Below are 26,396 nucleotides of genomic sequence, written 5' to 3' on the forward strand. Positions count from 1 at the left end.
CCTTTATTCGCTTAGTTTAGTTAATAACCTGTTGTTAATAATTGATATTAAACTTTGGCACTCTTTTTGCTTTCTTTGCTGCATAAGCGACAGGAGAACGTCTTAATGGATCGCGCACTATTTCTCGCCATGAGTGGCGCCAAACAAGATATGCAGGCTTTACAACTGCGTGCCAACAATCTGGCAAACGTCAGTACTACAGGCTTTCGCGCTGACCTTGAGCAGGCTCGTGCTATGCAGGCATACGGTGAAGGCTTGCCCACCCGTGTGTTCAACATGACAGAGCGCCCAGGGCACAGCTTTGCACAGGGTTCAACTATCACAACAGGTCGTGAACTTGACGTTGCGATTAAAGGTGACGGTTGGCTGGCGGTTTTGGATGGTACAGGTCAGGAAGGGTATACCCGTGTGGGTAACTTGAAAGTTGACCAAACTGGCATGCTGCAAAATGGTCATGGCCATTTGATCCTTGGCGAACGCGGTGCACCTATTTTCCTGCCTCTGCCAGTCTCGAAAATTGAAATCGGCACGGATGGTACGGTGTCAGTGTTACCACAAGGTGCGCCACCGGAAGCGATGGAAGAAATCGACCGTATCAAACTTGTGCGACCAAATAACGAAGAACTTTTCAAAGACAAAAACGGTGTATTCAAGCCGATTAACCCCGGCACAGTATATGAAGCCGATGCGGGGGTATCACTTCTGACGGGTGCGCTGGAAGGCAGTAATGTCAATCCGATCAGCGAGATGACGGGCTTGATTGATCTTCAGCGTCACTTTGAAATGCAAGTCAAACTAATGAAGACCGCAGAGGAAATGGATCAAGCATCTAACTCTCTGCTGCGCTTGGGTTAATTGAGAGGAATTTAGTATGCATCCAGCACTGTGGGTGAGTAAAACTGGCCTAGACGCACAACAGACCAATATTTCGACCATTTCGAATAACCTGGCAAACGCCTCGACGGTAGGCTTTAAGAAGTCTCGTGCAGTTTTTGAAGATCTGTTTTACCAGAACATAAATCAGCCTGGCGGTCAGTCTTCACAAAATACCGAACTGCCAAGCGGACTGATGTTAGGTGCCGGTTCGAAAGTGGTAGCGACACAGCGCGTTCACACCAATGGTAACGCCCAGACCACCAACAACGCCCTCGACTTGATGATAGAAGGTGATGGTTTCTTCCAGATCCTGCTGCCGGACGGCAACATCGGTTATCAGCGTAACGGTCAGTTCACCCTGAATGATGAAGGTGTGATTGTAACTTCAGGTGCTGGGTATCCGTTGGAGCCAGAAATTGTCGTACCGCCTGATGCGATTCAGGTGACCATCGGTACTGATGGTGAAGTCTCTGCAAGATTGCGCGGGCAACAGGCAAATGCCGTTATCGGCCAGATCACCACGGTTGACTTCATCAATCCGGGTGGCCTTGAGCCAATAGGGCAAAACCTCTATCTGCCAACTGGTGCGAGCGGTGACCCACAAGAGGGTGTACCGGGCCTTGATGGTCTCGGCAGCGTTCGACAGTCAATGCTGGAAACCTCCAACGTCAACGTGACCGAAGAGTTGGTAAACATGATTGAAGCACAGCGAGTTTATGAAATGAACTCCAAAGTGATTTCGTCAGTCGATCAGATGTTGAGTTACGTCAACCAGCAGCTATAAGGGAGTAAGCCGCGGATGAAAAAGTTATTGATCACAGGTTTTATGCTGGCGACGGTATCTGGTTGTGAACTAATGAATCCAGAAGCTTTTCTGGCAGAGAATCAGAGCGAAGTGGTGCAGGGAACTACTGAGACCGATGCGGTAGAAGGGACGACTGACCCGGGCAATGAAGGCCTGATTGGCCTGCTTCGTGAACGTGAAGACCCGGTCGCGGGTGATCCTAACTGGACGCCTCTTCATCCTACTCGCCAACCTGAACATTACGCAACGGCAACGGGCTCTCTCTTTAGTGCAGTGAGTGCGCAAGATCTTTACGACGATACTAAGCCACGCGGTATTGGTGACATCGTGACCGTCATGTTGGAAGAAAAAACACAAGCCAAAAAGAGTGCCAGCAGTGATGCGGCAAAATCCAGTGACCTGAGTATGGATCCTCTGTCACTAGGGGGGCAGGAAGTAACGATTGGTGAGCGTAATCTTTCTTATGCTGCCGCCCATGATAATTCCACCAGTGGCTCAACCAGTGCCGATCAGAGCAATAGCATTTCCGGTTCGATTTCCGTCGAAGTCATTGACGTGATGTCGAATGGTAACCTGATGATCCGTGGTGAGAAATGGCTGACATTAAACACTGGAGACGAATATATCCGTCTGAGCGGCACGATTCGCCCTGACGACATTACCTCGGAAAACACCATCGCCTCAACGCGTATTTCCAATGCGCGAATCCAATACTCTGGCACTGGTGATCGCCAGGATACGCAAGATCAGGGATTCTTGGCACGATTCTTTAATGTGGTTCTATAACGCGTAAAAGAATCGCCGGAGAATTGACGTGAAGAGTTGGCTAAAGCTGTTTTTGATTGCCGTATTGATTGCCCCAGCGGTGCAGGCTGCCCGCATTAAAGATGTGTCGGAAGTTGCCGGCGTGCGAAGTAACCAGCTGGTGGGATACGGATTGGTAGTAGGTCTTGCCGGTACGGGGGAGAGCACACCATTTACCGATCAGAGCTTTAATGCCATGTTGAAAAACTTCGGCATTCAATTACCACCAGGTACTAAACCGAAAACTAAGAACGTGGCTGCCGTTGCAGTGAGTGCTGAGCTTCCAGCGTTTTCCAAACAAGGTCAGAAAATTGACATCACGGTATCGTCTATCGGCTCTGCCAAGAGCTTGCGCGGTGGTACTCTGGTGCAAACTTTCATGAAAGGCTTAGACGGTAAAGTCTACGCCGTTGCACAGGGAAACCTGATTGTCGGTGGCTTCAGTGCGGAAGGAGCTGATGGTTCATCTATCGTGGGCAATACGCCAACCGTTGGTCGTATTACCAATGGTGCTACGGTCGAACAGGAGGTTCCTTCACCTTTTGGCCGCGGCGACCACATCACGTTCAACCTGTTTGAATCCGATTTCACCACAGCACAGCGCATGGCGGACTCCATCAACAGTTTTCTTGGGCCAAATACCGCTTCCGCGATGGATGCGACCTCAGTACGTGTCCGTGCACCGCGTGATTTGTCTCAGCGTGTTGCCTTCCTGTCTACAGTGGAAAACCTCGAGTTTGTTCCGGCAGACGCTGCCGCTAAAATCATCGTTAACAGCCGCACAGGTACTATTGTGGTGGGACAAAACGTTCGTCTTCGCCCTGCAGCCATCACACACGGAGGCATGACGGTCACCATCAACGAAAACCTGCAGGTAAGCCAACCGGGCGCATTCTCTGGTGGCGAAACTGTGGTTGTTCCAGACTCAGGTGTAGAAGTGTCTGAAGAAGATGGTCGCATGTTCCACTTCAAGCCCGGTGTTACGTTGGATGATTTGGTCCGCGCAGTGAACGGTGTTGGCGCAGCGCCATCAGATTTAATGGCAATATTGCAGGCACTCAAGCAAGCGGGTGCCATCGACGGTCAACTGATAGTGATTTAAACCATGAAAGCACCATTAGATACCGGATTTATTCACGATCTTAGCCGACTGGACATTCTTCGCCAGAAGGCATCGAATGGCGAACAGTCAGACGATGCTCTGCATGCGGCCGCAGAGCAGTTCGAAGCGCTGTTTACCCAAATGCTGTTTAAATCGATGCGAAGTGCCAACGAAGCCTTCGAGTCAGATTTGATTGATAACCGCACGTCCAAATTCTATGAACAAATGGCAGACGAACAGCTTTCCAGTGCGCTTTCCCGTGAAGGTTCACTGGGGCTGGCAGATTTGATTGTTCAACAGTTCAAAGGGTCTCAAAACAGTGAGCCAATGGATGTGGGTGATAACAGTGCGAGTGATCGCATTCGCCTTCAGCCGACCATACCACTTGCACCGAACGTGACAGAAGACGAAGCTGAAGCGCAAGCACTGTCTCCTTTACTCGACGACACTGTTATCCCAAATCCACATATGTTGGCGCAGCAAAATACAGCACCAAAAGTGGAAGCCGGCAAACCATTTGAAACACCGGATGAGTTTGTTAGCCGTCTGGCACCTTATGCGAAAAAGGCAGCGCGAACCTTAGGGACAGATCCTGCTATTTTGATTGCACAAGCTGCACTAGAGACCGGTTGGGGTAAGAAGGTGATCGCCAATGCGCGTGGTTCCAGTCATAACCTTTTCAACATCAAAGCGGATCCCCGTTGGGATGGCAACAAAGTGGCTACTCAGACGCTGGAATTTCATGATGATATCCCGGTACAGGAAATGGCGTCATTTCGTGCCTATGCTTCATATGAAGACAGTTTCAATGATTACGTGAGTTTTCTGAACCGGAATCCTCGCTACTCAACGGCACTTCAACAGACAGCAGAGCCGGAGCAATTTATCCGAGGTCTGCATCAAGCAGGTTACGCGACAGATCCTCAATACTCTGACAAAGTGATCAGCGTATTTAATCGCGTAAAAGGAATGATGGAGCAATAATTCGCGCTAGCGGTATATTGTCGTCTGCTCTCTCACAGCGAAAGGTAGAAAACCATGGTAGAGCAACATCCATCTCTTGAACAGACAGCCACGGGTCCACAAAGTTTGTCGGAGTACGCTAAGGGTTCTATCCACCGTGATCCTTTCATCCGTGCTTTTCTCGATAAAACGCCAAAAGATATTGCGGACACTTTTACTGATGCGCAATTACTCCAGCTAAAACTAATGTTCGGTACCCGAGCCAAGGCGCAGCATGCCATTGATTTTCGACCTATCATTGGTGGTTTTGGTTGGCACTACTATTTGGTTTTCCTTTGTGGGCGAAACCGTCGTGGCCTCACTCGTGCAGAACAGAGAGCCGCGAATGCAGGGCGGGTTATCGCTTTGCTGCTGGGCAGTTTTATCCTGTTCTCTGTTCTTATTACCTCCCTGTATTTACTGAAGTCATTTCTTGGTATCGACCTCTTACCTAATTTCTCCCTGGGCCTTTGGAGTTGGCTTACCGGCTGATGCCGCCAGGCGGCAATCCCTTGCCCTTTGTGCTTTGTGACGATGCCGAAGTGTTGAGAAAATAACTTATCTTATTGATTTAAAGCTTAAATTACTATGGCACGATTCTTGAATATTTCTGGGCAATAGATAATTTTGTAAGTTATGCGTTTCCGCATACGGGGGCAGAATGGGGTTTGATCTGCTGACGCTCGGTTCTCAGGGCGTTCTGACAGCACAGCGGCAACTGAATACAACGGGTCACAACATCTCGAACGTGAACACTGAAGGCTATAGCCGTCAGTCCGTTGAGCAGCGCGCCAATGACTCTGCCTATTGGTCGGCAAACCAATGGGGCCACGGCGTGCATGCGGCCGCTGTTCGCCGTAACTATGACAAGTTTGCCGTCAACGAGTACAACATCACCACGTCTGCATTGGCACATGCCCAAACCCGCAACAGCCAACTCACGATGTTGGATGACATGATGTCCCACTCCGCAAAGAAAATTCCAGAGAACATGAACGAGTTCTATGGGGCGGTGAAGGGTCTGGCAGATAGCCCAAGTGACATGGGTGCCCGTAAAGTGGTACTGGAAAAGTCACGCATGGTTGCTGCAGGTCTAAACGATATCAACAACGTTCTGCAAAATCAGGAAGCGGATACCACGGTCGAAATCGACACTACTTTGAAGCGTATGAATGACATTGGCGCGGAAATTGTTGATATCCATAAAGCGATTTTGAAAACACAAACTGTGGATAATGATCTGCTTGATCGTCACCAAAGGCTCATCAATGAATTATCTGAGTTTACTCAAGTAAGCGTGAACCAGCGTGATGACGGTCTTTACAACGTGATTATAGGCAGTGGACATACACTGGTTTCTGGCTTGCATTCGAGCGAACTGCAAACCGTACCTGGTACACCAGATTACCAAAAGCGCCGTCTGGCGCTGGTGGAAGGTAAAGCGCTAAAGCCCATCGACAATGCAGATATTCGTGGCAAGCTCGGTGCAATGTTCGAATATCGCGACAACACACTGGCACAGGCTCGTGATGAGTTAGGTCGTTTGGCAGCAGGTTTTGCCATGTCGATTAATGAGCTTCAATCGCAGGGATTTGATCTAAGCGGTCAGGTTGGTGAAAACATTTTTGTGGATTTTAACAGTGATGATTTCGCTCGCAACCGTTCACTGATAGCGTCGGACTCCACAGCAGAACTGAAAGTGTATATCGATGATTTGTCGCAACTGAAAATTGGTGATTACCAACTGAAGTTTGATGGCAGTCAGTACACCTTGGTCGATCCGGAAAAGAACATGGTGGCAGTCACACCATCCGGTTCACCGCCGTCAATTGATTATGATGGCTTGCGTATTCAGGTTGATGTTGGTCTGGCAGCAGGAGAGCGGGTGATTATCCGGCCAGTTCGCCAAGGTGCTGGTCAGATTGCGGTTACCATGGAAGATCCGGCAAAAATTGCCGCTCAAAGTTATGTCAGCTCCAAATCGGTCATTACAGGTCAAGGCAGCCTCAAAGTGCTTCAGCAGGGGGCGCAGCAAGAGTTTCAGGTGGCTATCTCGCCGGATGCTTCCCAATTTGCGGTGTTGGACATGAAAGGCAATATCCTGCTGGCGCCGCAAGCTTACCCACCATCATCACCTGTGACAGTAAATGGCACCACATTTGAACTGACACCGGGTGCTGCGGCAGAAGACATCTTCGCCGTGAGTTTGCTTCCTGCCGATGGTGAGAACGGTAACCTTATCCGCATGCAGCAACTGCAAACCCGAAAATTGATGGACGGTGGCCGTTCAAGTCTGATTGATGTTTATGAAGGCTTGAATACGGACTTAGGTGTGCAGAAAGCCTCCTTCGCCCGCCTTGAGGATGTCAGCCGCGTTGAACATGACGCAGCGGCAGGACGTGTGGCGGAAATCTCCGGGGTTAACCTCGATGAAGAGGCGGCAAACATGATGAAATTCCAGCAAGCCTATATGGCGTCTTCCCGAATCATGACAGCCGCAAACGAAACGTTTGAAACCCTGCTGAATGCAACCCGATAAGGATCTGAGTGATGATTAGCCGTATTGCCAGTTTTCACAATTACCAGTCAGTGTCGAATGACATGATGCGTCAGCAGGTGAAGTTGCAGGACAACCAAGACCAGCTGGCGACAGGTAAGCGTGTGCTGACGTCAGGGGACGACCCAGTCTCCTCAATTTATATCCAGAACTTCCGCCAGCAGGACAAACAGCTCGATCAGTATATTGACTCGATTACCCTTGCCCGAAACCGTCAAACCCGTGCGGAGATCGCGGTTGATGACGCGGAGCAACTGGTCGACAGCGCGAAGCGAAAGACGATGGAAATGATCAACGGTTCCCTGTCTGACGATGACCGAACTGCACACCGTCAGGACTTGAAGGGTCTTTACGATAACTTTATGAATCTGGTGAATGCAAAAGACGAGTCAGGGAATTTTCTTTTCTCTGGCACCCAGTCGAGCAAACAGCCTTTTTACCGCGACAGTGCGCTGAATGTGCGGTATGCCGGAGATAGTTATCACCGAACCTCACAAGTGGCACCAGCGGTGGAAGTACAAACCAGCGATCCTGGTGATCAGGTGTTTATGGAAATAAAAAACCCATTTGGTGATTACCAGCCAGAGTACTCGCTCGAAAGTGGCTCAGTGCTTTTGCTTGCGCAGGCAACAAACACAAACAATGCTGATAACTCTGACTATGCCGTGAGTTTCAGTGTGGATGGGGCAGGGCAAACGACGTACGAACTGACGCAAAATGGCAGTGTGGTGAGCAGCGGCGTTTATGATCCTCAAAACGGCGTACAGTGGGGAACGTTGAGCCTGAGCTTTGAAGGTGAAATGATGGATGGGGATACAATTGCGCTGGAGCGTCAGGATACGTTCAACGTGTTTGATGCCTTTAAAAAAGGGATTGAGCTTTCACACGAAAGTATCTTCAACGCATCGGCAACCGCTGAATTACATCAGGTGACCGAGCAGTTCTCTGCCGCCTTTAAGCATCTTAACAAAGCACGCTCTGAAGTCGGCACCCGACTGACAACGCTGGACAGACAGGAAAGCATGCACAAAGATTTCAAACTGGTGCTAAACCGTTCTCTCGGGACCATGGAAGATCTTGATTACTCTACTGCTGTCATTGATATGAACGAGAACATGTTAGCGTTGCAGGCTTCACAACAAGCTTTTGCCAAGACGAAAGATCTCTCGCTCTTCAATTACATTTAACACCGCAAATTAGTTGCATTTAAATTGCTTAAAGGTGCTGTGAATCGAGAATGTTAAGCCTCGCTAGCAGCATCTAGATATCTTCTCAAATCTCAAATCTCAAATCTCAAATCTGAAGGCTACCCAAACAACTTTCTGAAGCCGCTCGGCGTCATGCCTTTGGTTGTTTTGAACTGTCGGTTGAAGTTCGACAGGTTAGAAAACCCCACCCGCTCTGCAACAACTGAAACTGGGATGTTTGAGCGCACGAGCATCTCGCAGGCTTTACCAAGGCGATAATTTTTTAGGTGATCTGAGAAACTGTCTGCAAAGTGCTTTTCGAACATCCGATATACCGAGCTTTCGCTCATGTGGAGGTGTCTGCATATATCTTGAACAGATATTTGCGCATCGTAATTGTCAGCGATAAACTGCTGCGCTTTTTCCAGTTTGTCGAGGATAGGCGTATCTTTCGCCACATAAAAACAGAAAGGGCGAGATGTCAGTGTTTGCGCTGATTTGTCTTCACAAAGCAGCATAAGGATTTCCACCACCCGCACAAACTGTGCGGCGGGTTTTAGCTGCGACGCGCCATTCATCAAAGGGTACAAAGCATCAAACGTCGCTTTGGATAACATCAGCCCTTTGTTTGCGCGTACCAACATGTCACTAACGGCAGATAACGCTGGAACCGTGACCACCAATGATTGAATCCAAGACTGATCAAACCAAAGTACATGCGAGCTACTGGGGCGCTCCGGTGTGGCTGTCGAAGCCACTCGGGTCAACATGTGCGGCAAACCGGGGCCGGTGAGATAAGCATAGCCATGTGCCGCCTCACCGACGTAATCATCAATGATGATTTTTCCGGGCGCCACATAATGAGGGTCGTGATACAGCACCAACTCGATTTCATCGTGATAGTGCCAATCACACTGCATCCCCAGCTTGGAAGTGGTGCATTGATAATCGACAAAATGCCAACTTGGACTGACATCTTTTTGAACACGTTCAATGGTTGGCCGCATGGAGGTATCTCACTGGGTGATAAATGAGTGCTGACATTAGTTTTACCCAGATTGTCAGTAGGTTTAAAGAAATTGAATGAATAGTATTGGTAGTTGCTCGATGGCTATCACATGAGGTGCATATTTATCCCTAAACTGCAGTGAAATAACGAATACATGGTCAAGTCGACTGGCTGCTCAAATCAACGCGTCTAGGCGCTTTTTGTGGGAATTAATGAATGAGAAACTATGTGAGCTTCTTAACTGATAGAGCCTCGCTTTGCTATCTGCTGGTCAGCTTGTTTGCTGGTCTGGGCTATGGATTTTTCTATCCACTTTTAGGGATTTTTGTTGTCGACGGACTTGATGCAACGCCACTCGAGATGGGCGTATTCCTCGCTATTTCTATATTTAGTGGCGTGATTGTTTCACAGCGTATTGCCAAACTCTCTGATGTAGGTTGGCATCGCCGCCAAATTATCTTGTTAGCGCAAGTGGCGTTTATTCTCGTCACGGCGCTTTTTATGGTAATCCGTGATTTTTATCTGGCGTTGGCCGTGATGGTCTTCATCTCGAGTTTCTCAGCAGCGGCCCTACCGCAAATTTTTGCTATTGGTCGTGAATATGCCGATAAGCAGCTCGGCGACAATAGCACACTGTTTGTTTCACTGATGCGCGCCATGATGTCCATGTCTTGGGTGATTGGTCCGCCACTGGCATTCATCCTGTACGATGCATTTGGATTTAACGGCGCATTCCTGTTTGCCACTGCCACCACGGTTATTTCGGTGTTGATTGTTTGGCGTATGTTCCCGTCAACCAAAGCAAAAGACACTGATAACATGAGGGAAGTGGAAGTGCGTCAATCATGGCGCAAGATTCAGGGAGCACCGTTATATTTGGGGGCAGTATTCATGTTGTTTTTGGCCAACAACATGTATGTCATGTCGATCCCTTTGTATGTGACAAAGGAGCTTGATATGGCAGGGTCAGTGGCAGGCCAGTTGCTCGGCTTGGCAGCGTTTGTGGAAATTCCGGTCATGGTTTTGGCAGGTCTGTGGGCGGCTAAAGTTGCACCACAACGTCTAATGGTCTTGAGTGCGGTATCGGCTTGTCTGTTCTATATCCTGTTGTTCAATGCTGATTCACTATGGCAAATTTATGCCTTGCAATTACTGAACGGTTTAGCCGTTGGTATCAGTGCGAGCCTGGGTATGGTCGTTATTCAGAACAAGATGCCGAACCAGATGGGGGTCGCAACGACACTGTTTAACAATGCCATTATGATGGCAAGCCTAGCATCCGGTGTGACGGTTGGGTTTGTGGCAGAGCTGCATAGCTATCATAGTGTCATATTGGCGATGCTTGTGGCGGCGGCAGTAGCATTCTGTTTGCTACTCATCTCGGCAAGAGAGACCCGACGTCCGCCTTGCTCTGCTGAACTGGTAACGGAAGTGTAAGAGTCGCGAGATTGAAAAGGTCAGCAAGTGCTGACCTTTTTTATGCTCTCGATATACCCAAATAACCTGAAGATGCAGGATTCAGCTAGTTTGACTGGCGTTGTGATCGCGGCGTTCCTTTGTAGGTGTAGTCACCTCCATCAAAAAGCAGTATATGCCACCAACTTTCGACAACGTCTTTCAAGTCACGAGACGGGATGGGGATAGGTGTTTTCCGAGATATGTCGCGCAATGGATTCCAACATAGGGTATTTGTTTTCCAGCATTGGCGGGTAGAAATATCCAAACTCGCTGTCGCAATACAAAGGTTCAGGCTGGTTGAAATCAGACTCTTCTGTACCGGCGAAAAATACGTGGCAAGGAGTACCAACTGCAGTGGTCAGGCGGTGGACCGCCGTACCTGCTGTGATCACTGCATCTAATTGTTTAATGGCGGCTGCGGTACCTTCAAAATCATCACGCAGATCTAACCCTTCAAGCTGCAACACTCTGATTTTAGAGATCTTTTCAATTTTTTTAAGTTCTTTGTTGCAATCACCGTATTGGAGGTTGATAAACACGGCATCCGGGACCTGTTTGACCAAATGCGCAACTTCTTCGGCAATCAGGTAGTGTATGTTACGCGTTGCCGCAGCCAGACCACTTCGCCAGCAAATGCCAATCAACTTCTTTCCAGCACACAGGTTACGGATGTCATCCAGCTTAGATTGCCAATGCGCTTTCTTGTCTTCCGGCAAATTCACGTAACCAGATTGGTAAACGTGACGGCCATGTTTTTCAAAGCAGATCCCGGCAAGGCTACCACCTGCCACCCAGGAAGTGATGTCATTCATCACGTTTTCTGGGATATGGATGTCTTCGCCTTCAATGCGTTTAACCGGGACCATAACCGCCTCCGGGTAAGCGCGGTTAAGCACTGATTCCAAGCGAGGGTCACAGGCTACATAAACCCTCTTAGTATTTTCCAGCACCATAGCAAGATTATGGAAATAAAGGATTTCATCACCCACACCTTGTTCTGGCATTACCAGTACGACGTCATCTTTCGGACGCTCAAGGCTCCACTGTGGCAAGCTACCACTGTAGCGCAGTCGACGATGGCAAGTGAGACCAAGCTCATTGGCGCGGTAATAGTTTTCCCATTCGCCGAGTGTGCGGTAGACAAAGCTGACGTTAAAACCAGCTTCCACATCTTCCGGATACTTGGCAATGTAATCTTCAAGCAAAGCTTTCGAGGCTTTGGCTTCACCTTTATACCAAAGTACTTCAGCGAGATATGTCGATAGACGCAGCTTGTTTTCTTGGTTTGCCAAGCTGGCTGCCTGTTGAATGCGTTGCTGACATTCCAGAATTGCGTCTGGTGTGAAGTTATGGCGCTTGCGCAACAACTGGAAGCTTGCGGTTGCCAGGCGGTTCAGCAAATCCACGTCGGTCGGGTATTGTTTAATAAAAGTTTTGGCTTGTCGGAAGGCTTCCAGCCAGTTTTCTTCTTTTTCATAGCTGAGCACTATCAAGCGGCAAAAAAGTGGCTCGTCAGGCCAAACGTTCAGGCCAAATCGCGCATGTTCTCTGGCCGCTTTGTAGTCTTCAATTTTGATCGCACTGTTGCTAAGCAGCACTAGGATTTCTTGTTCTGACGTGTCTTCATTAAATGCTCGCAGTAGGTATTGGCGCGCAAGACCGAAGTTTTCCTCACCCAAGTATATCTTTGCCAAACCAAGAAGTGCTATTGGGTTATCACCAGCCACACTGAGCACTGCGTTAAAAAGTTGTTTGGCTTGATCTAACTTGCCGCTTTCCACCATCTGGTTAGCGAGGGTAAGGGTTTCTTGTACTTCGGCATCTAACGCGGCATTTTTTTGTGCTGAGACATGATTCATCTGTTTTGCCGTGCGGCGGCTCTCTCCCATCTTGCCGATCGCTGCGGTAAGTTGTTGCCGCATGGCGAGAAGCTCCTGATGATCTGGTGCCACACCAAGCAGTGCGTCGACGATCTCCAGCGCGTCTTTATTCATGCCGTTTTGTGCTAGCAAGGTTGCTTTGTCGAAAAGGATAGAGGCATCGCCGGGCTCGACAGTCAAGGCATGGTCGAGTTTTATCAGTGCTTCCTTCCAAGCGCCTTCTTCGCTGTCCATTACCGCCAGTACCTGTAGTACTGGCAAGGCATCCGGGGCAAGGGAGAGAATATGTTCGAACACCTCTCGGGCTTCGCGTTTTTTCTGATGTTGGTAGAGCGAAACGCCATGCTCAAACGCTTGTTCCAGTGTCATAGCACTTTCATTGGTTTGGGAGGGATTGTTCATAAAGGATCCATATAGTTATTCGAACGAAAAACCTAAGTTTTTAAACTAAATAAAAGACAGCAAATACCATGCCGGAAGACGCGTGTTTTATGGATGAACTCGCATATGTTTTATGGATAAATCCCTTTATCTCTGTTTTGAGAACAAAAATTTATTTGAACAAAATGTGATTCAACCCTCTTGTTTGTAAGATCTGGTGCTATGTTTATGAGGAGGCAATGACCGGAGGCGGCAAGTTGCCGATTTTCTTGAGAAGAAAGTCAAATTATTTGCCGTTTTGTTAGTCAGCTCCGCTCTTGTTGCTTTTAAGTTTTTGATAATAAAGACTTTCCAAAAATTGGCATGCTATTTGAATAACATTCGGCATGAGGTATCAGTTGTATTGATACCATTCCTGATAACGAACTGAAGGCTGGTCCCGCTTCTACATTCGGACAATTTGTCGCGGGTAGGCTGTTTCGCAAAATACGCGAAAGTCAAAGGAGAGCAAAATGGGTGTAACAGTTAACACCAACGTGTCTGCGATGACTGCGCAGCGTTACCTGAACAAGTCGACAAACGATTTAAATACGTCGATGGAACGCTTGTCGTCTGGTAGTCGGATCAACAGTGCGAAAGATGATGCCGCTGGTCTGCAGATTTCAAACCGACTCATTGCACAAACACGTGGCTTGGACGTTGCAATGCGCAACGCTAACGATGGTATTTCAATTGCCCAAACAGCAGAAGGTGCTATGCAGGAATCGACCAATATCCTGCAACGTATGCGTGACCTGTCTCTGCAATCGGCGAATGGTGCGAATGGTAAGTCTGAACGTATTGCGATTCAGGAAGAAGTGTCAGCTCTTCAGGATGAACTCAACCGTATTGCAGAAACCACTGCATTTGGTGGTCGCCGACTACTGAATGGCTCATTTGGTGAAGCGGCATTCCAGATTGGTGCTGACTCTGGTGAGGCCATTATCATGGGGTTGAGCAGTATCCGTGCTGACGATTTCCGTATGGGCGGTACTGAGTTTATTGCTTCTTCCGGTAAATCGGCTGGTTGGGAAGTGGCAAGTACGGCAGCGACACTGACTATGGCGTTTACGACCAAAGACGGTAACTCCATTAACCTGAATATCGACGCTAAAGTGGGTGACGATATTGAAGAAGTGGCGACCTATATTAATGGTCAGTCTGATGAGATGGTGACAGCCTCTGTAGACGAAGCAGGTCAACTGCAGATCTTCATCGCTGAAGAGAAGCTATCTGGCAATGTCACCTTTGGCGGTGGCCTCTCAGCCTCTCTAGGCTTAGTGACTGGTGCAGGTGCAGGAGCGACCACGCAAGATATTGACGTCAGCGATGCAGGTGGCGCACAGATGGCTGTAGGTATTATTGACTCAGCGATGCAGTACATCGACAGTCAGCGAGCTGATTTGGGTGCAAAGCAAAACCGCTTGAGCCATACCATCAGTAACCTCTCTAACATCCAGGAAAACGTTTCTGCGTCCAACAGCCGCATCCGCGACACTGATTTTGCGAAAGAAACGACGGAGCTCACCAAAGGCCAAATTCTGCAGCAGGCAAGTACCTCTATTCTTGCTCAGGCAAAGCAGTTGCCACAGGCGGCGCTCAACCTCCTCCAGTAATCTGGAATATAGGTCCCGAAAAGCGGCAAGCGGTTGCCGCTTTTTTTGTGCGTTTTTTGCGCCTCCAGTCTGAATTTCTCCCTCATATCTTTATGTGTGAAGCCTTGTTATTACTGGGTTTCTGGCTGTTCGCCTCTTTTTCCGCGACAAATTTTTTAAATCATTTCTAAAGTTTTTCCCCTTTAAGGCGAAAACCTTCATAGCGCCATGATTTTACGGATTTTCACCCTCAAAGGTGGCTTGTAAAAAAGTAGGAAAAAAGGTGTAAAGGTTTTTCCGAACGTGCCGTTACATGGGTTGTGAGAGATTTAGAACTGGTTTTCCCTGGGTTGCTGGGCGGAAGCCGGACTTAGTACCAAAGGAGAATAGTTATGGCTATTACAGTAAACACTAACGTGCCTGCAATGACCGCTCAGCGCTACTTGAACAGCTCAACCGATGCGTTGAACAATTCGATGGAGCGTCTGTCGTCAGGTTTTCGAATCAACAGTGCAAAGGATGATGCAGCAGGTCTGCAAATCTCTAACCGCCTGATTTCACAAAGCCGTGGCTTGGACGTTGCAGTACGTAACGCAAACGACGGTATCTCAATGTCGCAAACTGCTGAAGGTGCGATGGAAGAATCCACCAACATCCTGCAGCGTATGCGAGACCTGTCACTGCAATCTGCGAACGGTGCCAACGGTGACCAAGAGCGTTTGGCCATCCAGGAAGAAATTGTTGCCCTTCAAGACGAGCTGAACCGTATCGCGGAAACCACTTCGTTTGGTGGTGCGAAATTGTTGAACGGTACTTACGGTACCAAAGCATTCCAAATCGGTGCTGACGCGGGTGAAGCGGTCTTCATGGAGTTCAAGAACATCCGTGCTGACGAAGCAATGATGGGTGGTGCGACCTATAAAGCGACTGTGGCGGCATCTGCAGACATGGCTGCTTGGACCGCAACTGGTGGCTCTACTCTGTCTATGGCGATCACTAATGCGGACGGTACGACTGCGACCATCAACGTTTCTTCAAAAGCAGGCGATGATGTTGAAGAAGTAGCAACGTACATTAATGGTCAGGCAGATGGCAAAGTGTCAGCGTCTGTGACTGAAAACGGCGAACTGCAAATCGTATCTGCTTCAGGTGCTGATGTTGCATTCACCGGTGCACTGGCGACCTCTCTGGGCATTGCAGGTGCAACGAAAGTTGACCAAACAGTGCAAGATGTTGACGTCAGCACCGTTGGTGGCGCTCAGCGCGCAGTTGGTCTTGTGGATAATGCGATGCAATACATCGATTCACATCGTGCCGAATTGGGTGCGAAACAGAACCGCTTAAGCCACGCGATTGCGAACCTGGATAACGTTAACGAGAACGTTAGCGCATCTAACAGCCGCATCCGTGACGTTGATTTTGCAAAAGAAACGACTCAGTTCACTAAATCTCAGATCCTACAGCAGTCAGGTACGTCTATACTTGCACAAGCGAAGCAAGCACCGTCAGCTGCACTGAGCCTGTTAGGCTAATAGCAAGACGAAAAATGACGGTGAGCTTGCCCCTCACCGTCAATAGCTAACAGGAGGTGAACTACGATGGACCTATCATCCGTTTCGACGTCATCCCTGTCTCATGTGACTCCACAGTCAGGCACGAAAGTTGCTAGCAGTAAACAATCTGTGGAGGGGACTCAACCCAACATCACGAACCAGCGGCAGATGGCAGAGAATGTTGAAAAGCTGTCTCAGCGCCGTGTAGAACAAGTCCAAAAGCTTGAAGATACGCGTCGTATGCAGCAAGAACAGCTCGAAATGCTGGTTGAGCGACTGGATGAGTTTGTGTCTACCTTTAACAAAGGCTTGTCATTTCGACTCGATGAGGATTCAGGAAGAAGTGTGGTTACTGTCTACGAAATGAGTAGTGGTGACATCATTCGACAGATTCCCGAGAAAGAAATGCTAGAGCTAGCTCAGCAACTGTCTCTTCATGCGAGGGGGCTCGTTGCAGAAAAGGTATAACTGAGGTAAGTAACAATGGGTTTAAGCGCAACAGGCCTTGGCAGTGGCATGGACATCAACTCCATGGTCAGCAAAATTGTTGAAGCCGAGAGAGCGCCCAAACAAGAGCGTATCGTGAGAGGCTTGAACGATGTTGAAACTAACATCAGTGCTTACGGCAGGCTTAAAACTTCCCTCGATACGATGAAAGACATGATGTATGACTTTCGCCGTAATAATACCTTCGCGGCGCGGAGTACAGTTTCAAACAATCCAGAAGCTGTCTCCGCCTCCGCCGACCACCAAGCCGTTACCGGTGTTTACTCCATCGATGTACAGCAACTCGCGCAGTCTCACAAGCTAGTTTCTGACGGTTTAGACTCCAAGGCCGATTTTGGCGCAGGGCAAATCACACTGAGTTTGGGCGGCCGAACTACCACGATTGATATCGACGCGAACAGCAGTTCGCTACTCGACATCGTTAGAACCATCAATAACAATGCAAGCAATCCTGGTATCAAAGCCTCTGTCATTAATGATGATAGCGGGGCGAGGTTGATCCTCGGTGGAGACAAAACAGGCGCAGACAACCAAATTTCGGTCAGTGTGAATGCTCCAGTAACCTCACCGTTGCAGGCACTGGCATATAACCCGGCCAGTGCAACCAATTCGATGAATGAAATGCAAGCCGCTTTAGATGCCCGCATTCTGATCGATGGACTGGCTTCGGTTTCCAGCGATACCAACACCTTTGCTGACGCTATCCGGGGCGTGGAAATAGAAGTGTCTCAATTGACTGCACCCTCAGATGGCCCTGTGGTCATCACGGTGGATGAAGACAGAGACACCGTAAAAGCGTCACTCGAAGAGTTTGTTGATGCTTACAATGCCTTCTATCAGGTAACAAAGGCGTTATCTAAATACGACCCGGAAACCCAACAAGGTGGTCCTTTGGTGGGTGACAGCGTTATTCGATCTGCGGTTAACCAAATGCGCTCGTTGTTTTCTACGCCAATTGAAGGCGCACCGGATTCCCTGAAAACGCTCAGTGAACTTGGTATCTCCACCACTATGGATGGACGTTTAGAAATCAACTACAACCTGCTGGACAAACAATTGACGCGCAACTTTGGTGCGTTAGAAGGCTTCTTCGGTGGTAATCAGGGGTTCGCCCGTAAAGTGGAAGACACTGTAAAGAACTTTACCGGGGTGGGTGGCGCAATCCGTAATCGTGAATCCAGTCTGGGTGATCAGCGTATCCGACTGCAAGATGAGCAGGACAAACTGGATCGCCGAATGGAAGACTTGGAAAACCGTACTTTAAAACAGTTTTCCGCTATGGATAACGCGATGGCAGAGATGCAATCTCAATTGTCCGCCATGATGAATATCATGCCGGCAATGTAAGAGAGATGACGATGCAAGCTTTGCTATCCCAACTGTCAGAGATTGATGAACAGCTTCTGGCAATACTGAATTCAGACCCTGTCGACTCCAGTGAGATGGCACGGTTATTGAATAATAGAAAACAATGTCTGGCAGAAATCACGGTGTTGCCGGAAAAGCCGGAACAAGCTGCATGGTCAAAGGCAATCGCCAGAACAGAGCAGTTATTTAGTCTTATAAAAGTACAGCGTGATAGCGCTGCCGCCCATGCCAGTCGTTTTAAGAAAGGGCGCCAGTCAGTGCAAGTTTATAAAAAGTTCGAGTAGGTGAGGAATGTTATGAGAGGGTCACTTCAGGCCTACAAAAAAGTTTCAGTAGACAGCCAGCTGAGTGCTGCATCACCACACAAGGTGATTCAAATGCTAATGGCGGGCGCTATCGAACGTTTGGTTCAGGGCAAAGCGGCAATGTTGCAAGGTGACGTTGCAGTGAAAGGCGAACGTCTGGGTAAGGCGCTGGATATTATCATTAGCCTGCGTACGTGTTTGTCGATGGATGATGGCGGTGAAATTGCAACTAACTTGGATGCACTTTACGACTTTATGATCCGTCAAATTTCTGAGGCAAACCGAGACAACTTGGAAACACCTATCGACGATGTGATCGATATTTTGCGCGAAATTAAATCAGCGTGGGATCAAATACCGGCTGAGTATCACAATATCACCTCTGCAGACGCATAAAATCTCGTCGGATTCACTACAATCTATTCTGTCTTGGTACTGGAGTCACAGCTTTATTGTGTCTCTGGTTGCCTTATAGCAAGCAATAATTACAATAGCTGGATTATTTAGTTATTGGTGACATTCGTCTCGCCGATGACTTAGAAAGTTTTAGGGCAGATATATCTCACACATGCAAGGTTTAACGAAGATTCTTGTTATCGAGGATGATGAAAAATTTCGTCACGATTTAGGCGTTGTCTTGGAGTTTATTGGTGAGCAATACCTGCTATGTTCGACCACTGAGCTAAATGATTCGCATTGGAAACAGGCCGAGGGCGCTTGCTTTCTGGGTAACATTCACTCACCACAGCGCTTTTCACAGGTGCTGGACAGTTTGGCAATTAACAATCATATTCCTGTTATAGCGCTTGCGAAACATAAAACGGAATTGTCTGGACTGCCGAATTTTGTTGGTGAGCTTGAGCTGCCACTAAATTACCCCCAACTTGCTGATGCACTCCGACACTGTAAGGAGTTTTCTGGCAAGCTTGCATTTAACATTCCTCAACTTAGCCGAAAAAATACGCTCTTCAGAAGCATGGTTGGTCGTAGTGAAGCTATCGCTGATGTTCGTCATCTTATCGAGCAAGTTGCTGGAACCGACGCCAGCGTACTGATTCTAGGTGAATCTGGTACCGGTAAAGAAGTTGTTGCACGCAACATCCATTACCATTCGCAGCGCGGTAAAGGGCCTTTCGTGCCCGTAAACTGCGGTGCGATTCCACCGGAACTGCTAGAGAGTGAACTGTTCGGTCACGAGAAAGGGGCATTTACTGGCGCAATTTCTGCGCGTAAAGGCCGCTTTGAACTGGCAGAGGGCGGCACTCTATTCCTGGACGAAATTGGCGACATGCCGCAGCCGATGCAGGTCAAACTACTTCGTGTGCTTCAGGAGCGTTGCTTTGAGCGTGTTGGCGGCAATAAGACCATTCAGGTGAATGTGCGTGTTGTGGCGGCGACACACCGCAATCTCGACACTATGATCGAAGAAGGCTCATTCCGTGAGGATCTATTTTATCGCCTGAACGTATTCCCTATCGAAATGCCGGCATTGCGTGAACGTATTGAAGATACACCATTGCTGATTCAGGAACTGATGGCGCGTTTGGAGGCAGAAGGCGGGAATCAGGTGCACCTGACGCCTCGTGCTATCAGCTCGCTGATGGAACACGACTGGCCAGGTAACGTTCGTGAACTCGCGAACCTGATTGAGCGCATGGTTATTTTGTATCCGGGCCAAATGGTGGATGTGAACAGACTGCCGAAGAAATATCGTTACAGCGACATTCCCGAATTTCAGCCTGAGACGCTGGGTGGTTTTGAAGCAGAGGAGGATCTGGAACGTGATGCTCTTCATGCCGTGTTTGCAATGGATGAACCGGAAGAAGAGATGCCTGGCTTTGCCAATCCTTCGACTGCTGGGCTCCCACCAGAAGGTGTTGACCTTAAGGCGATGCTGGCAGACCTGGAAGTAGACATGATTCGTCAGGCACTGGAGGCGCAAATGGGCATCGTGGCACGCGCAGCAGATATGCTGGGTATGCGACGCACAACACTGGTTGAGAAAATGCGTAAATACGGCCTGAACAAAGAAGATATTGCCTGATCGCAAACATTCCTTCGTGATACGGAATTGATTCATATGAAAGCGAAGTCATTTTTTTGACTTCGCTTTTTTGTGTCTTTTTGTCTAACTATCTGAATCTTATCAAATTAATAATTGGCACATTATCTGCTTGGAGCTATCTGGCGTCAGAAAAAAGAGAGCTAAATAGTCGAGCATTATGGAAGCCAATCATTCTCCTTTGGGAACCGTCGATCAGCAGGTGCTGAGATACAAACAGGTATTAGATGTCATGCCAGCAGGCGTGATATTGCTCGATCCGTTCGGCCGGGTGGCAGAAGCCAACCCAGAAGCATTTCGTCTGCTTGGCACTCCGCTGACGCAAGAGCGTTGGGTTGATGTGATCAACCGAGCGTTTTCGCCCCGAGAAGATGACGGTCATGAAGTTTCACTGCGTGACGGACGCAAAGTGAAACTCGGCATTTCCGCTTCTGATTCCGGTCAGCTCATTCTTATTACCGACATGACGGAAACCCGCCTTTTGCAATCGCGTGTCAGCGATCTCCAGCGCCTCTCCTCGTTGGGTAAGATGGTTGCTTCACTGGCGCATCAGGTGCGTACGCCACTTTCCAGTGCTTTACTTTATGCGGCAAACCTCGGTGCGCCAAACCTCAATGAGCCAACCCGTAAACGCTTCCAGATGAAGCTGGTGGACAGGCTTCATGATCTTGAAAAGCAGGTCAATGACATGCTGCTGTTTGCTAAAGGCGGTGACAACAAAGTCGTAAACATCTTTTCGCTTGAGCACCTGCTTAATGAATTTGAGCCCATGGTCGAAGCACTCGTCAGCAGCCAACAGGTCGATTTTGAAATTAACTGCGATGATGAATCCCATCAGTTGCTGGGCAACATGAATGCGCTGGCAAGTGCGCTGTCGAATCTGGTCGTTAATGCCATTCAGGTTGCTGGTAAAGGCAGCAAAGTTGTCGTCGATGCCCGTGCGATTCATGGACAGCTCTTCCTGTCGGTGGCTGATAATGGTCCAGGTATCGCCCCAGAACTTCAAAGCAAGATTCTTGAACCCTTTTTCACAACGAGGCAACAAGGCACAGGCCTTGGTCTCGCTGTTGTTCAAATGGTCTGCCATGCCCACAAAGGCCGGCTGACACTTCAATCTCAACCGGGCCAGGGTGCCTGTTTTACGCTCTGCCTACCACTGGCAGACAACTGCGATACCACGCAGGAAGAGGTATCAGGAGAAGCATAATGAATCAGAGCAAAGTACTTATCGTTGAAGATGATGAAGGCTTGCGTGAAGCCTTGGTGGATACCCTCGCGCTTGCAGGTTACCAGTGGCTCGAAGCAAACAGTGCCGAGCAGGCTTTGTTACTGCTGAAAAATGAAACGGTCGACATCGTGGTCTCTGATGTACAGATGGCGGGCATGGATGGTCTGGGGCTGTTGAGAAACCTCAAACTGAATTATCCCAACCTGCCCGTGCTTTTGATGACAGCCTACGCCAACATTCAGGATGCAGTAGCTGCCATGAAAGAGGGCGCTATCGACTACATGGCAAAGCCGTTTGCGCCGGAAGTGCTGCTAAACATGGTGAGCCGCTATGCGCCAGTGAAAGCGGATAACAGTGACGCAGTCGTTGCTGACCCGAAAAGCCAGGCGTTGATTGCATTGGCGGATCGTGTTGCCAAAACTGATGCTAACGTGATGATTCTTGGTCCGAGTGGTTCAGGTAAAGAAGTGATGGCACGTCATATTCACCGCCATTCACTGCGTATGGAAGGTCCTTTCGTTGCTATTAACTGTGCGGCGATTCCAGAAAACATGCTGGAAGCGACCCTGTTTGGCTATGAAAAAGGTGCCTTTACCGGTGCGGTCCAGGCGTGTCCTGGTAAATTTGAACAGGCACAGGGCGGCACCATTTTGCTTGATGAAATCAGTGAGATGGACTTAGCGCTTCAAGCTAAATTACTTCGTGTGCTTCAGGAACGTGAAGTTGAGCGCCTGGGTAGTCGGAAGAGCATCAAGCTTGATGTACGTGTGCTGGCAACCAGTAACCGCGATCTGCGCCAATATGTAGAAGAAGGTAACTTCCGTGAAGACCTTTACTACCGACTGAATGTTTTTCCAATCTCCTGGCTGCCTTTGTGTGAACGTGTTGGAGACATTATCCCTCTGGCAGAACACCTTCTTAAACGCCATTGCTGCAAGCTGGGTCAAGCGGTGCCGCAACTGACCCAGGAGGCTGCCGAAAAACTGACACAGTATCGCTGGCCAGGGAATGTGCGCGAACTGGACAACGTGATGCAGCGTGGGCTGATCCTTTGCCATCAGGGTATTATTGAAGCCGGCGATATCTTACTTGAAGGAGTGGACTGGAAAGATGCGGGCAGCCTACAAAATCTGGTGTCCTCCAACGAAATCGTTACGCCGATTATCCAGCCACAGGCTATACCGAGTCGCACTGAGTCCATCGTGGCTTCGGCGGACAGCCTTGGCAGTGAGCTTCGCGATCAGGAGTTTGCCATCATCTTGGAAACAATACGCGCCTGTGAGGGCCGTCGTAAGGATGTAGCTGAACGCTTGGGTATCAGCCCACGAACCCTTCGTTATAAGCTCGCCAAAATGCGTGATGCGGGCATCGATATTCCTCAATGAAGCGGTGCTTTTTGTTGAGTAAGTACGTTATTGGGATTGGCTTGATAATTGCATGAAAGCTAATCAGAACGCCCCTAAAGCCCGAAAAGACGGGAATTGCCAAAGTTTTGACAGTGAGGAAGACCTATGAAAATTAACCCGATGCAACATGAGATGCAGACCATGGCATTGGAAGCGCAGAACACGTCTCGTGCTGCGACTGGTCAACAGGTCTCCCAAGATTTTGGCGAACTTTTATCTGGTGCTATCAATACAGTGAATGGGATCCAAAAGACCTCCAATGAAATGGCGACACGCTTTGACCAAGGCGACCGCAGCGTGAGCCTGTCTGACGTAATGATTGCACGTAACAAATCCAGCGTGGCATTCGAAGCGACGGTCCAGACCCGCAATAAGCTGGTCGAAGCATATAAAGAACTGATGAACATGCCTGTTTAATTTAGGATCTAACCTGTGGCGGAAGATAACAACACACAACTTGCCCTCAACGATGGTGCTGCGGCATTGCCCGCCACCACAGATGGCGGATCATCGTTTGCTGATCCGGATATGATGGAGCGTGATGTCACACCAACCGGTCCTTTGGGTGGGGTAGATATCGCGCGCCAATTGATCCTTGTTGCTGCCGTCGCGATTTGTATTTCTCTTGTTGTGTTGCTGTTTTTGTGGGTTCAGGAACCTGAAATGCGCCCACTGGGGACTTACGAAACCGAAGAACTGATACCGGTTCTCGACCACCTCGACCAACAGAAAATTGATTATAAGCTGGAAGGCAACACGATTCGTGTGCCAGCCAAGGACTATTCCACGATTAAATTAAACTTGAGCCGTGCCGGCCTGAATTCAGCATCTGAAGAAGGTGATGACATTCTGATGCAGGACATGGGCTTTGGTGTGTCCCAGCAACTGGAGCGAGAACGTCTCAAACTGAGCCGCGAACGTCAGCTTGCTGCAGCGATTGAAAAAATCCGCGCTGTCAGCAAAGCCCGCGTACTGCTGGCTATGCCAAAACAAAGCGTGTTTGTTCGCCATAACCAGGAAGCCTCCGCGACGGTTTTCCTTACCGTTCGCGGTAGCACGCAGCTAGGCCAGGAAGAAGTTGACTCCATTGTTGATATGGTGGCATCTGCGGTACCAAGCCTCAAGCCATCCCGTGTGACAGTGACAGACCAACACGGACGTCTGCTGAGCTCGGGCAGCCAGGACCCAATGGCCTCCCAGCGTCGTAAGGAATATGAGCTGGAGCGTAAACAAGAGCAATCACTGCGCGAGAAAATTGACGCGATTCTGATCCCTGTACTGGGGCTGGGTAACTACACCTCTCAGGTCGATGTCACCATGGATTTCAGTGCGATTGAGGAAACCCGTAAGCGTTTCGACCCTGCAACCTCTTCAACGCGAAGCGAATACACCCGCGAGAATTACAACAACACCGACTACGTAGCTGGTGTTCCTGGCGCACTCAGTAATCAGCCACCTGTTGATTCCGCCATTCCTCAGGATGTGCAGGATCTAAAAAATGGCGGTGCTGGCGATAAAGGCTCATTGAGCCGCGAAGCGACCCGGAACTATGAATTAGATACCACCATCAGCCATCGTCGTGGTCAGACTGGTACCATTGCCCGTCAAACCGTGTCCGTTGCGGTGGACTACATGACGTCAACGAACCCGGAAAGCGGTGAAATAACCCGCACACCAGTGGGTGATGCAGAGCTTGAGAAAATTCGCCGTCTTCTTGTTGGTGGTGTGGGTTACGCTGAAAACCGTGGGGATATTCTGGAAGTCATTTCTGTTCCGTTTGTTACGCCGGAAGAAGTGGCGCTGGGTGAAGTGCCTATTTGGGAACACGAGAATTTCAACGATTGGGTGCGCTGGCTGGCCGCTTCACTGGTTGTCATCGTGGTGGTACTGGTCTTGATTCGCCCAGCAATGTCCAAACTTATTAATCCAGCGAAAGACGACGACGGTACACTGGGACCGAATGGCGAGATGCTTGGTCCCGATGGCCTGCCTCTCAGCCCGGATGATGATATCGGCCTGATCGGCGCAGATCTGGATGGTTCGAGTAGCTTTGGTATGAGCTCATCAAACCTCAACCTGCCTGATCTCCATAAAGATGAAGACCTGCTCAAAGCAGTCAGGGCTCTTGTTGCAAATGAACCTGATCTTGCTGCTCAGGTAGTGAAAAGTTGGTTAAGTAACGATGGCTAAAGAAGATAAAGATGGCGCTGTGAGTAACTTTGATATTTCTCAGCTATCAGGTATGGAAAAGGCCTCCATTCTGCTGCTTAGTCTAACTGAGCAGGATGCGGCGAGTATCATCCGTCACTTAGAGCCGAAGCAGGTTCAGAAAGTGGGTGGTGCCATGACCCAGCTGACAGACCTAAATCCAGACAAAGTGAACGCGGTACACCGAGCATTCTTAGAAGAAATCCAAGGCTATACCGCCATTGGGTTGGGTAGTGAAGACTTCGTACGTAATGCGCTGATTGCAGCTTTGGGTGAAGACAAGGCTAACAATCTGGTTGACCAGATTGTACTGGGCAGCGGCTCTAAAGGTCTGGATTCTCTAAAATGGATGGATCCCCGTCAGGTGGCCTCCATCATCATCAACGAACACCCGCAGATACAAACCATCGTGCTTTCATATCTGGAACCGGAACAATCAGCTGTTATTCTGGCGCAGTTTGCAGAACGTGATGCCCTTGACCTAGTGATGCGTATTGCCAACCTGGAAGAAGTTCAGCCAGCTGCACTGCATGAGCTGAATGAAATCATGGAGAAACAATTCGCAGGCCAAGCCGGCGCGCAAGCAGCCAAGATCGGCGGCTTGAAAGCGGCTGCAGATATCATGAACTATATGGATAACTCGCTTGAGTCGGCACTGATGGAACAAATCGGTCAAACCGACGAAGAGATGGCATCACAAATTCAGGATCTCATGTTCGTCTTCGACAATTTGGCCGATGTGGACGATCGTGGTATTCAAGCCATTCTCAAAGACGTACCTCAGGAAGCGCTGCTCAAAGCGCTTAAAGGTGCGGAGGAAGGTCTTCGCGACAAGATCCTTGGCAACATGTCGAAACGTGCGGCAGAAATGCTGCAGGACGACCTCGAAACCATGGGCCCAATTCGTGTGGCAGATGTCGAAGCGGCTCAGAAAGAAATTCTTTCCGTTGCCCGCAAGTTGGCTGATTCTGGCGAAATTATGCTGAGCAGCGGTGGTGCGGACGAATTCCTGTAATTATGCACCTTTTTCAATATCAAAAATGCTTTAATAAAGAGTTTTATAA

23 protein-coding genes are annotated in these 26,396 nt (G+C 49.0%); 21 read left to right on the plus strand and 2 right to left on the minus strand.

Features of this window, described 5'->3' with window-relative positions:
* The first annotated feature begins 105 nt into the window (after positions 1 to 105).
* From GMA8713_RS00135 to flgL, 8 genes are all read left to right on the plus strand, one after another.
* Positions 106 to 855, plus strand: coding sequence for a flagellar basal body rod protein FlgF (locus tag GMA8713_RS00135; RefSeq protein ID WP_062704544.1), 750 nt, complete (start codon positions 106 to 108; stop codon positions 853 to 855).
* Between the two features lie 16 nt (positions 856 to 871).
* On the plus strand, positions 872 to 1,660 hold the full coding sequence (flgG, locus tag GMA8713_RS00140) for a flagellar basal-body rod protein FlgG (protein WP_002537902.1): 789 nt from the start codon (positions 872 to 874) through the stop codon (positions 1,658 to 1,660).
* 15 nt (positions 1,661 to 1,675) lie between these two features.
* Positions 1,676 to 2,467 (plus strand): flagellar basal body L-ring protein FlgH, encoded by a 792-nt coding sequence (gene flgH, locus GMA8713_RS00145; RefSeq protein ID WP_062704546.1) that lies wholly within the window; start codon positions 1,676 to 1,678, stop codon positions 2,465 to 2,467.
* Positions 2,468 to 2,495: 28 nt separating this feature from the next.
* The gene (locus GMA8713_RS00150; protein ID WP_062704548.1) at positions 2,496 to 3,587 is read left to right on the plus strand and encodes a flagellar basal body P-ring protein FlgI; all 1,092 of its coding nucleotides are present in this window, start codon (positions 2,496 to 2,498) and stop codon (positions 3,585 to 3,587) included.
* 3 nt (positions 3,588 to 3,590) lie between these two features.
* Complete coding sequence (gene flgJ, locus GMA8713_RS00155) at positions 3,591 to 4,571, plus strand: flagellar assembly peptidoglycan hydrolase FlgJ (RefSeq protein WP_062704550.1); 981 nt, start codon at positions 3,591 to 3,593, stop codon at positions 4,569 to 4,571.
* A 54-nt stretch (positions 4,572 to 4,625) separates the two neighbouring features.
* On the plus strand, positions 4,626 to 5,081 hold the full coding sequence (locus tag GMA8713_RS00160) for a hypothetical protein (RefSeq protein WP_062704552.1): 456 nt from the start codon (positions 4,626 to 4,628) through the stop codon (positions 5,079 to 5,081).
* Positions 5,082 to 5,250: 169 nt separating this feature from the next.
* Positions 5,251 to 7,128 (plus strand): flagellar hook-associated protein FlgK, encoded by a 1,878-nt coding sequence (gene flgK, locus GMA8713_RS00165; RefSeq protein WP_062704554.1) that lies wholly within the window; start codon positions 5,251 to 5,253, stop codon positions 7,126 to 7,128.
* 11 nt (positions 7,129 to 7,139) lie between these two features.
* Positions 7,140 to 8,333 carry a flagellar hook-associated protein FlgL gene (gene flgL / locus GMA8713_RS00170; RefSeq protein WP_062704555.1) on the plus strand — a complete coding sequence of 398 codons (1,194 nt, stop codon included), beginning with the start codon at positions 7,140 to 7,142 and terminating at the stop codon, positions 8,331 to 8,333.
* 119 nt (positions 8,334 to 8,452) lie between these two features.
* Here flgL and GMA8713_RS00175 read toward each other — a convergent pair whose 3' ends face one another.
* Positions 8,453 to 9,340 (minus strand): AraC family transcriptional regulator, encoded by an 888-nt coding sequence (locus GMA8713_RS00175; RefSeq protein WP_062704556.1) that lies wholly within the window; start codon positions 9,338 to 9,340, stop codon positions 8,453 to 8,455.
* A gap of 218 nt (positions 9,341 to 9,558) precedes the next feature.
* On the opposite strand from GMA8713_RS00175, the gene GMA8713_RS00180 reads away from it, so the two are divergent.
* A complete protein-coding gene (locus GMA8713_RS00180; protein WP_062704557.1) occupies positions 9,559 to 10,779 on the plus strand; it encodes a sugar efflux transporter in 1,221 nt (406 codons plus the stop codon).
* A 185-nt stretch (positions 10,780 to 10,964) separates the two neighbouring features.
* Here the strand turns inward: GMA8713_RS00180 and GMA8713_RS00185 are convergent, their stop codons facing one another.
* Entirely contained in the window at positions 10,965 to 13,082 is a 2,118-nt protein-coding gene (locus tag GMA8713_RS00185; protein ID WP_062704559.1) for a tetratricopeptide repeat protein, read from the minus strand.
* A gap of 491 nt (positions 13,083 to 13,573) precedes the next feature.
* Here GMA8713_RS00185 and GMA8713_RS00190 point away from each other — a divergent pair, with 491 nt between their 5' ends.
* From GMA8713_RS00190 to fliG, 12 genes are all read left to right on the plus strand, one after another.
* On the plus strand, positions 13,574 to 14,716 hold the full coding sequence (locus tag GMA8713_RS00190; protein WP_062704561.1) for a flagellin: 1,143 nt from the start codon (positions 13,574 to 13,576) through the stop codon (positions 14,714 to 14,716).
* A gap of 371 nt (positions 14,717 to 15,087) precedes the next feature.
* A complete protein-coding gene (locus GMA8713_RS00195) occupies positions 15,088 to 16,227 on the plus strand; it encodes a flagellin (RefSeq protein WP_062704563.1) in 1,140 nt (379 codons plus the stop codon).
* A gap of 66 nt (positions 16,228 to 16,293) precedes the next feature.
* Positions 16,294 to 16,716 carry a flagellar protein FlaG gene (locus tag GMA8713_RS00200; RefSeq protein ID WP_062704565.1) on the plus strand — a complete coding sequence of 141 codons (423 nt, stop codon included), beginning with the start codon at positions 16,294 to 16,296 and terminating at the stop codon, positions 16,714 to 16,716.
* Between the two features lie 15 nt (positions 16,717 to 16,731).
* The gene (fliD, locus tag GMA8713_RS00205) at positions 16,732 to 18,102 is read left to right on the plus strand and encodes a flagellar filament capping protein FliD (RefSeq protein ID WP_062704567.1); all 1,371 of its coding nucleotides are present in this window, start codon (positions 16,732 to 16,734) and stop codon (positions 18,100 to 18,102) included.
* Positions 18,103 to 18,113: 11 nt separating this feature from the next.
* Positions 18,114 to 18,407, plus strand: a complete 294-nt coding sequence (locus GMA8713_RS00210; protein ID WP_062704569.1) for a hypothetical protein — start codon at positions 18,114 to 18,116, stop codon at positions 18,405 to 18,407.
* Positions 18,408 to 18,419: 12 nt separating this feature from the next.
* The gene (gene fliS, locus GMA8713_RS00215; RefSeq protein WP_062704572.1) at positions 18,420 to 18,824 is read left to right on the plus strand and encodes a flagellar export chaperone FliS; all 405 of its coding nucleotides are present in this window, start codon (positions 18,420 to 18,422) and stop codon (positions 18,822 to 18,824) included.
* 172 nt (positions 18,825 to 18,996) lie between these two features.
* Positions 18,997 to 20,472, plus strand: a complete 1,476-nt coding sequence (locus GMA8713_RS00220) for a sigma-54 dependent transcriptional regulator (protein WP_062704574.1) — start codon at positions 18,997 to 18,999, stop codon at positions 20,470 to 20,472.
* A gap of 178 nt (positions 20,473 to 20,650) precedes the next feature.
* Positions 20,651 to 21,697 carry a sensor histidine kinase gene (locus tag GMA8713_RS00225; protein WP_062704576.1) on the plus strand — a complete coding sequence of 349 codons (1,047 nt, stop codon included), beginning with the start codon at positions 20,651 to 20,653 and terminating at the stop codon, positions 21,695 to 21,697.
* On the plus strand, positions 21,697 to 23,103 hold the full coding sequence (locus GMA8713_RS00230) for a sigma-54-dependent transcriptional regulator (protein ID WP_062704579.1): 1,407 nt from the start codon (positions 21,697 to 21,699) through the stop codon (positions 23,101 to 23,103). Before GMA8713_RS00225 ends, GMA8713_RS00230 begins: the two co-directional genes overlap by 1 nt.
* Positions 23,104 to 23,229: 126 nt before the next feature.
* On the plus strand, positions 23,230 to 23,541 hold the full coding sequence (fliE, locus tag GMA8713_RS00235) for a flagellar hook-basal body complex protein FliE (protein ID WP_062704581.1): 312 nt from the start codon (positions 23,230 to 23,232) through the stop codon (positions 23,539 to 23,541).
* A gap of 15 nt (positions 23,542 to 23,556) precedes the next feature.
* A complete protein-coding gene (fliF, locus tag GMA8713_RS00240; RefSeq protein ID WP_062704583.1) occupies positions 23,557 to 25,314 on the plus strand; it encodes a flagellar basal-body MS-ring/collar protein FliF in 1,758 nt (585 codons plus the stop codon).
* Complete coding sequence (gene fliG, locus GMA8713_RS00245; RefSeq protein WP_062704585.1) at positions 25,307 to 26,347, plus strand: flagellar motor switch protein FliG; 1,041 nt, start codon at positions 25,307 to 25,309, stop codon at positions 26,345 to 26,347. The genes fliF and fliG overlap by 8 nt, the downstream gene beginning before the upstream one ends.
* Positions 26,348 to 26,396: the final 49 nt, after the last annotated feature.

Source organism: Grimontia marina, assembly GCF_900060185.1.
In the GTDB taxonomy this organism is placed as follows: Bacteria; Pseudomonadota; Gammaproteobacteria; order Enterobacterales; family Vibrionaceae; genus Enterovibrio; species Enterovibrio marinus.

What these genes read in the sequence shown, in the direction of transcription:
- GMA8713_RS00180 (WP_062704557.1), top strand. Translation starts at nt 9,559, where the DNA reads ATGAGAAACTATGTGAGCTTCTTAACTGATAGAGCCTCGCTTTGCTAT.
- flgK (WP_062704554.1), top strand. Translation starts at nt 5,251, where the DNA reads ATGGGGTTTGATCTGCTGACGCTCGGTTCTCAGGGCGTTCTGACAGCA.
- GMA8713_RS00200 (WP_062704565.1), top strand. Translation starts at nt 16,294, where the DNA reads ATGGACCTATCATCCGTTTCGACGTCATCCCTGTCTCATGTGACTCCA.
- fliG (WP_062704585.1), top strand. Translation starts at nt 25,307, where the DNA reads ATGGCTAAAGAAGATAAAGATGGCGCTGTGAGTAACTTTGATATTTCT.
- flgG (WP_002537902.1), top strand. Translation starts at nt 872, where the DNA reads ATGCATCCAGCACTGTGGGTGAGTAAAACTGGCCTAGACGCACAACAG.
- GMA8713_RS00220 (WP_062704574.1), top strand. Translation starts at nt 18,997, where the DNA reads ATGCAAGGTTTAACGAAGATTCTTGTTATCGAGGATGATGAAAAATTT.
- flgL (WP_062704555.1), top strand. Translation starts at nt 7,140, where the DNA reads ATGATTAGCCGTATTGCCAGTTTTCACAATTACCAGTCAGTGTCGAAT.
- GMA8713_RS00230 (WP_062704579.1), top strand. Translation starts at nt 21,697, where the DNA reads ATGAATCAGAGCAAAGTACTTATCGTTGAAGATGATGAAGGCTTGCGT.
- GMA8713_RS00195 (WP_062704563.1), top strand. Translation starts at nt 15,088, where the DNA reads ATGGCTATTACAGTAAACACTAACGTGCCTGCAATGACCGCTCAGCGC.
- GMA8713_RS00190 (WP_062704561.1), top strand. Translation starts at nt 13,574, where the DNA reads ATGGGTGTAACAGTTAACACCAACGTGTCTGCGATGACTGCGCAGCGT.
- GMA8713_RS00160 (WP_062704552.1), top strand. Translation starts at nt 4,626, where the DNA reads ATGGTAGAGCAACATCCATCTCTTGAACAGACAGCCACGGGTCCACAA.
- fliS (WP_062704572.1), top strand. Translation starts at nt 18,420, where the DNA reads ATGAGAGGGTCACTTCAGGCCTACAAAAAAGTTTCAGTAGACAGCCAG.
- GMA8713_RS00175 (WP_062704556.1), bottom strand. Translation starts at nt 9,340, where the DNA reads ATGCGGCCAACCATTGAACGTGTTCAAAAAGATGTCAGTCCAAGTTGG.
- GMA8713_RS00135 (WP_062704544.1), top strand. Translation starts at nt 106, where the DNA reads ATGGATCGCGCACTATTTCTCGCCATGAGTGGCGCCAAACAAGATATG.
- GMA8713_RS00225 (WP_062704576.1), top strand. Translation starts at nt 20,651, where the DNA reads ATGGAAGCCAATCATTCTCCTTTGGGAACCGTCGATCAGCAGGTGCTG.
- fliD (WP_062704567.1), top strand. Translation starts at nt 16,732, where the DNA reads ATGGGTTTAAGCGCAACAGGCCTTGGCAGTGGCATGGACATCAACTCC.
- fliE (WP_062704581.1), top strand. Translation starts at nt 23,230, where the DNA reads ATGAAAATTAACCCGATGCAACATGAGATGCAGACCATGGCATTGGAA.
- flgJ (WP_062704550.1), top strand. Translation starts at nt 3,591, where the DNA reads ATGAAAGCACCATTAGATACCGGATTTATTCACGATCTTAGCCGACTG.
- flgH (WP_062704546.1), top strand. Translation starts at nt 1,676, where the DNA reads ATGAAAAAGTTATTGATCACAGGTTTTATGCTGGCGACGGTATCTGGT.
- GMA8713_RS00210 (WP_062704569.1), top strand. Translation starts at nt 18,114, where the DNA reads ATGCAAGCTTTGCTATCCCAACTGTCAGAGATTGATGAACAGCTTCTG.
- GMA8713_RS00185 (WP_062704559.1), bottom strand. Translation starts at nt 13,082, where the DNA reads ATGAACAATCCCTCCCAAACCAATGAAAGTGCTATGACACTGGAACAA.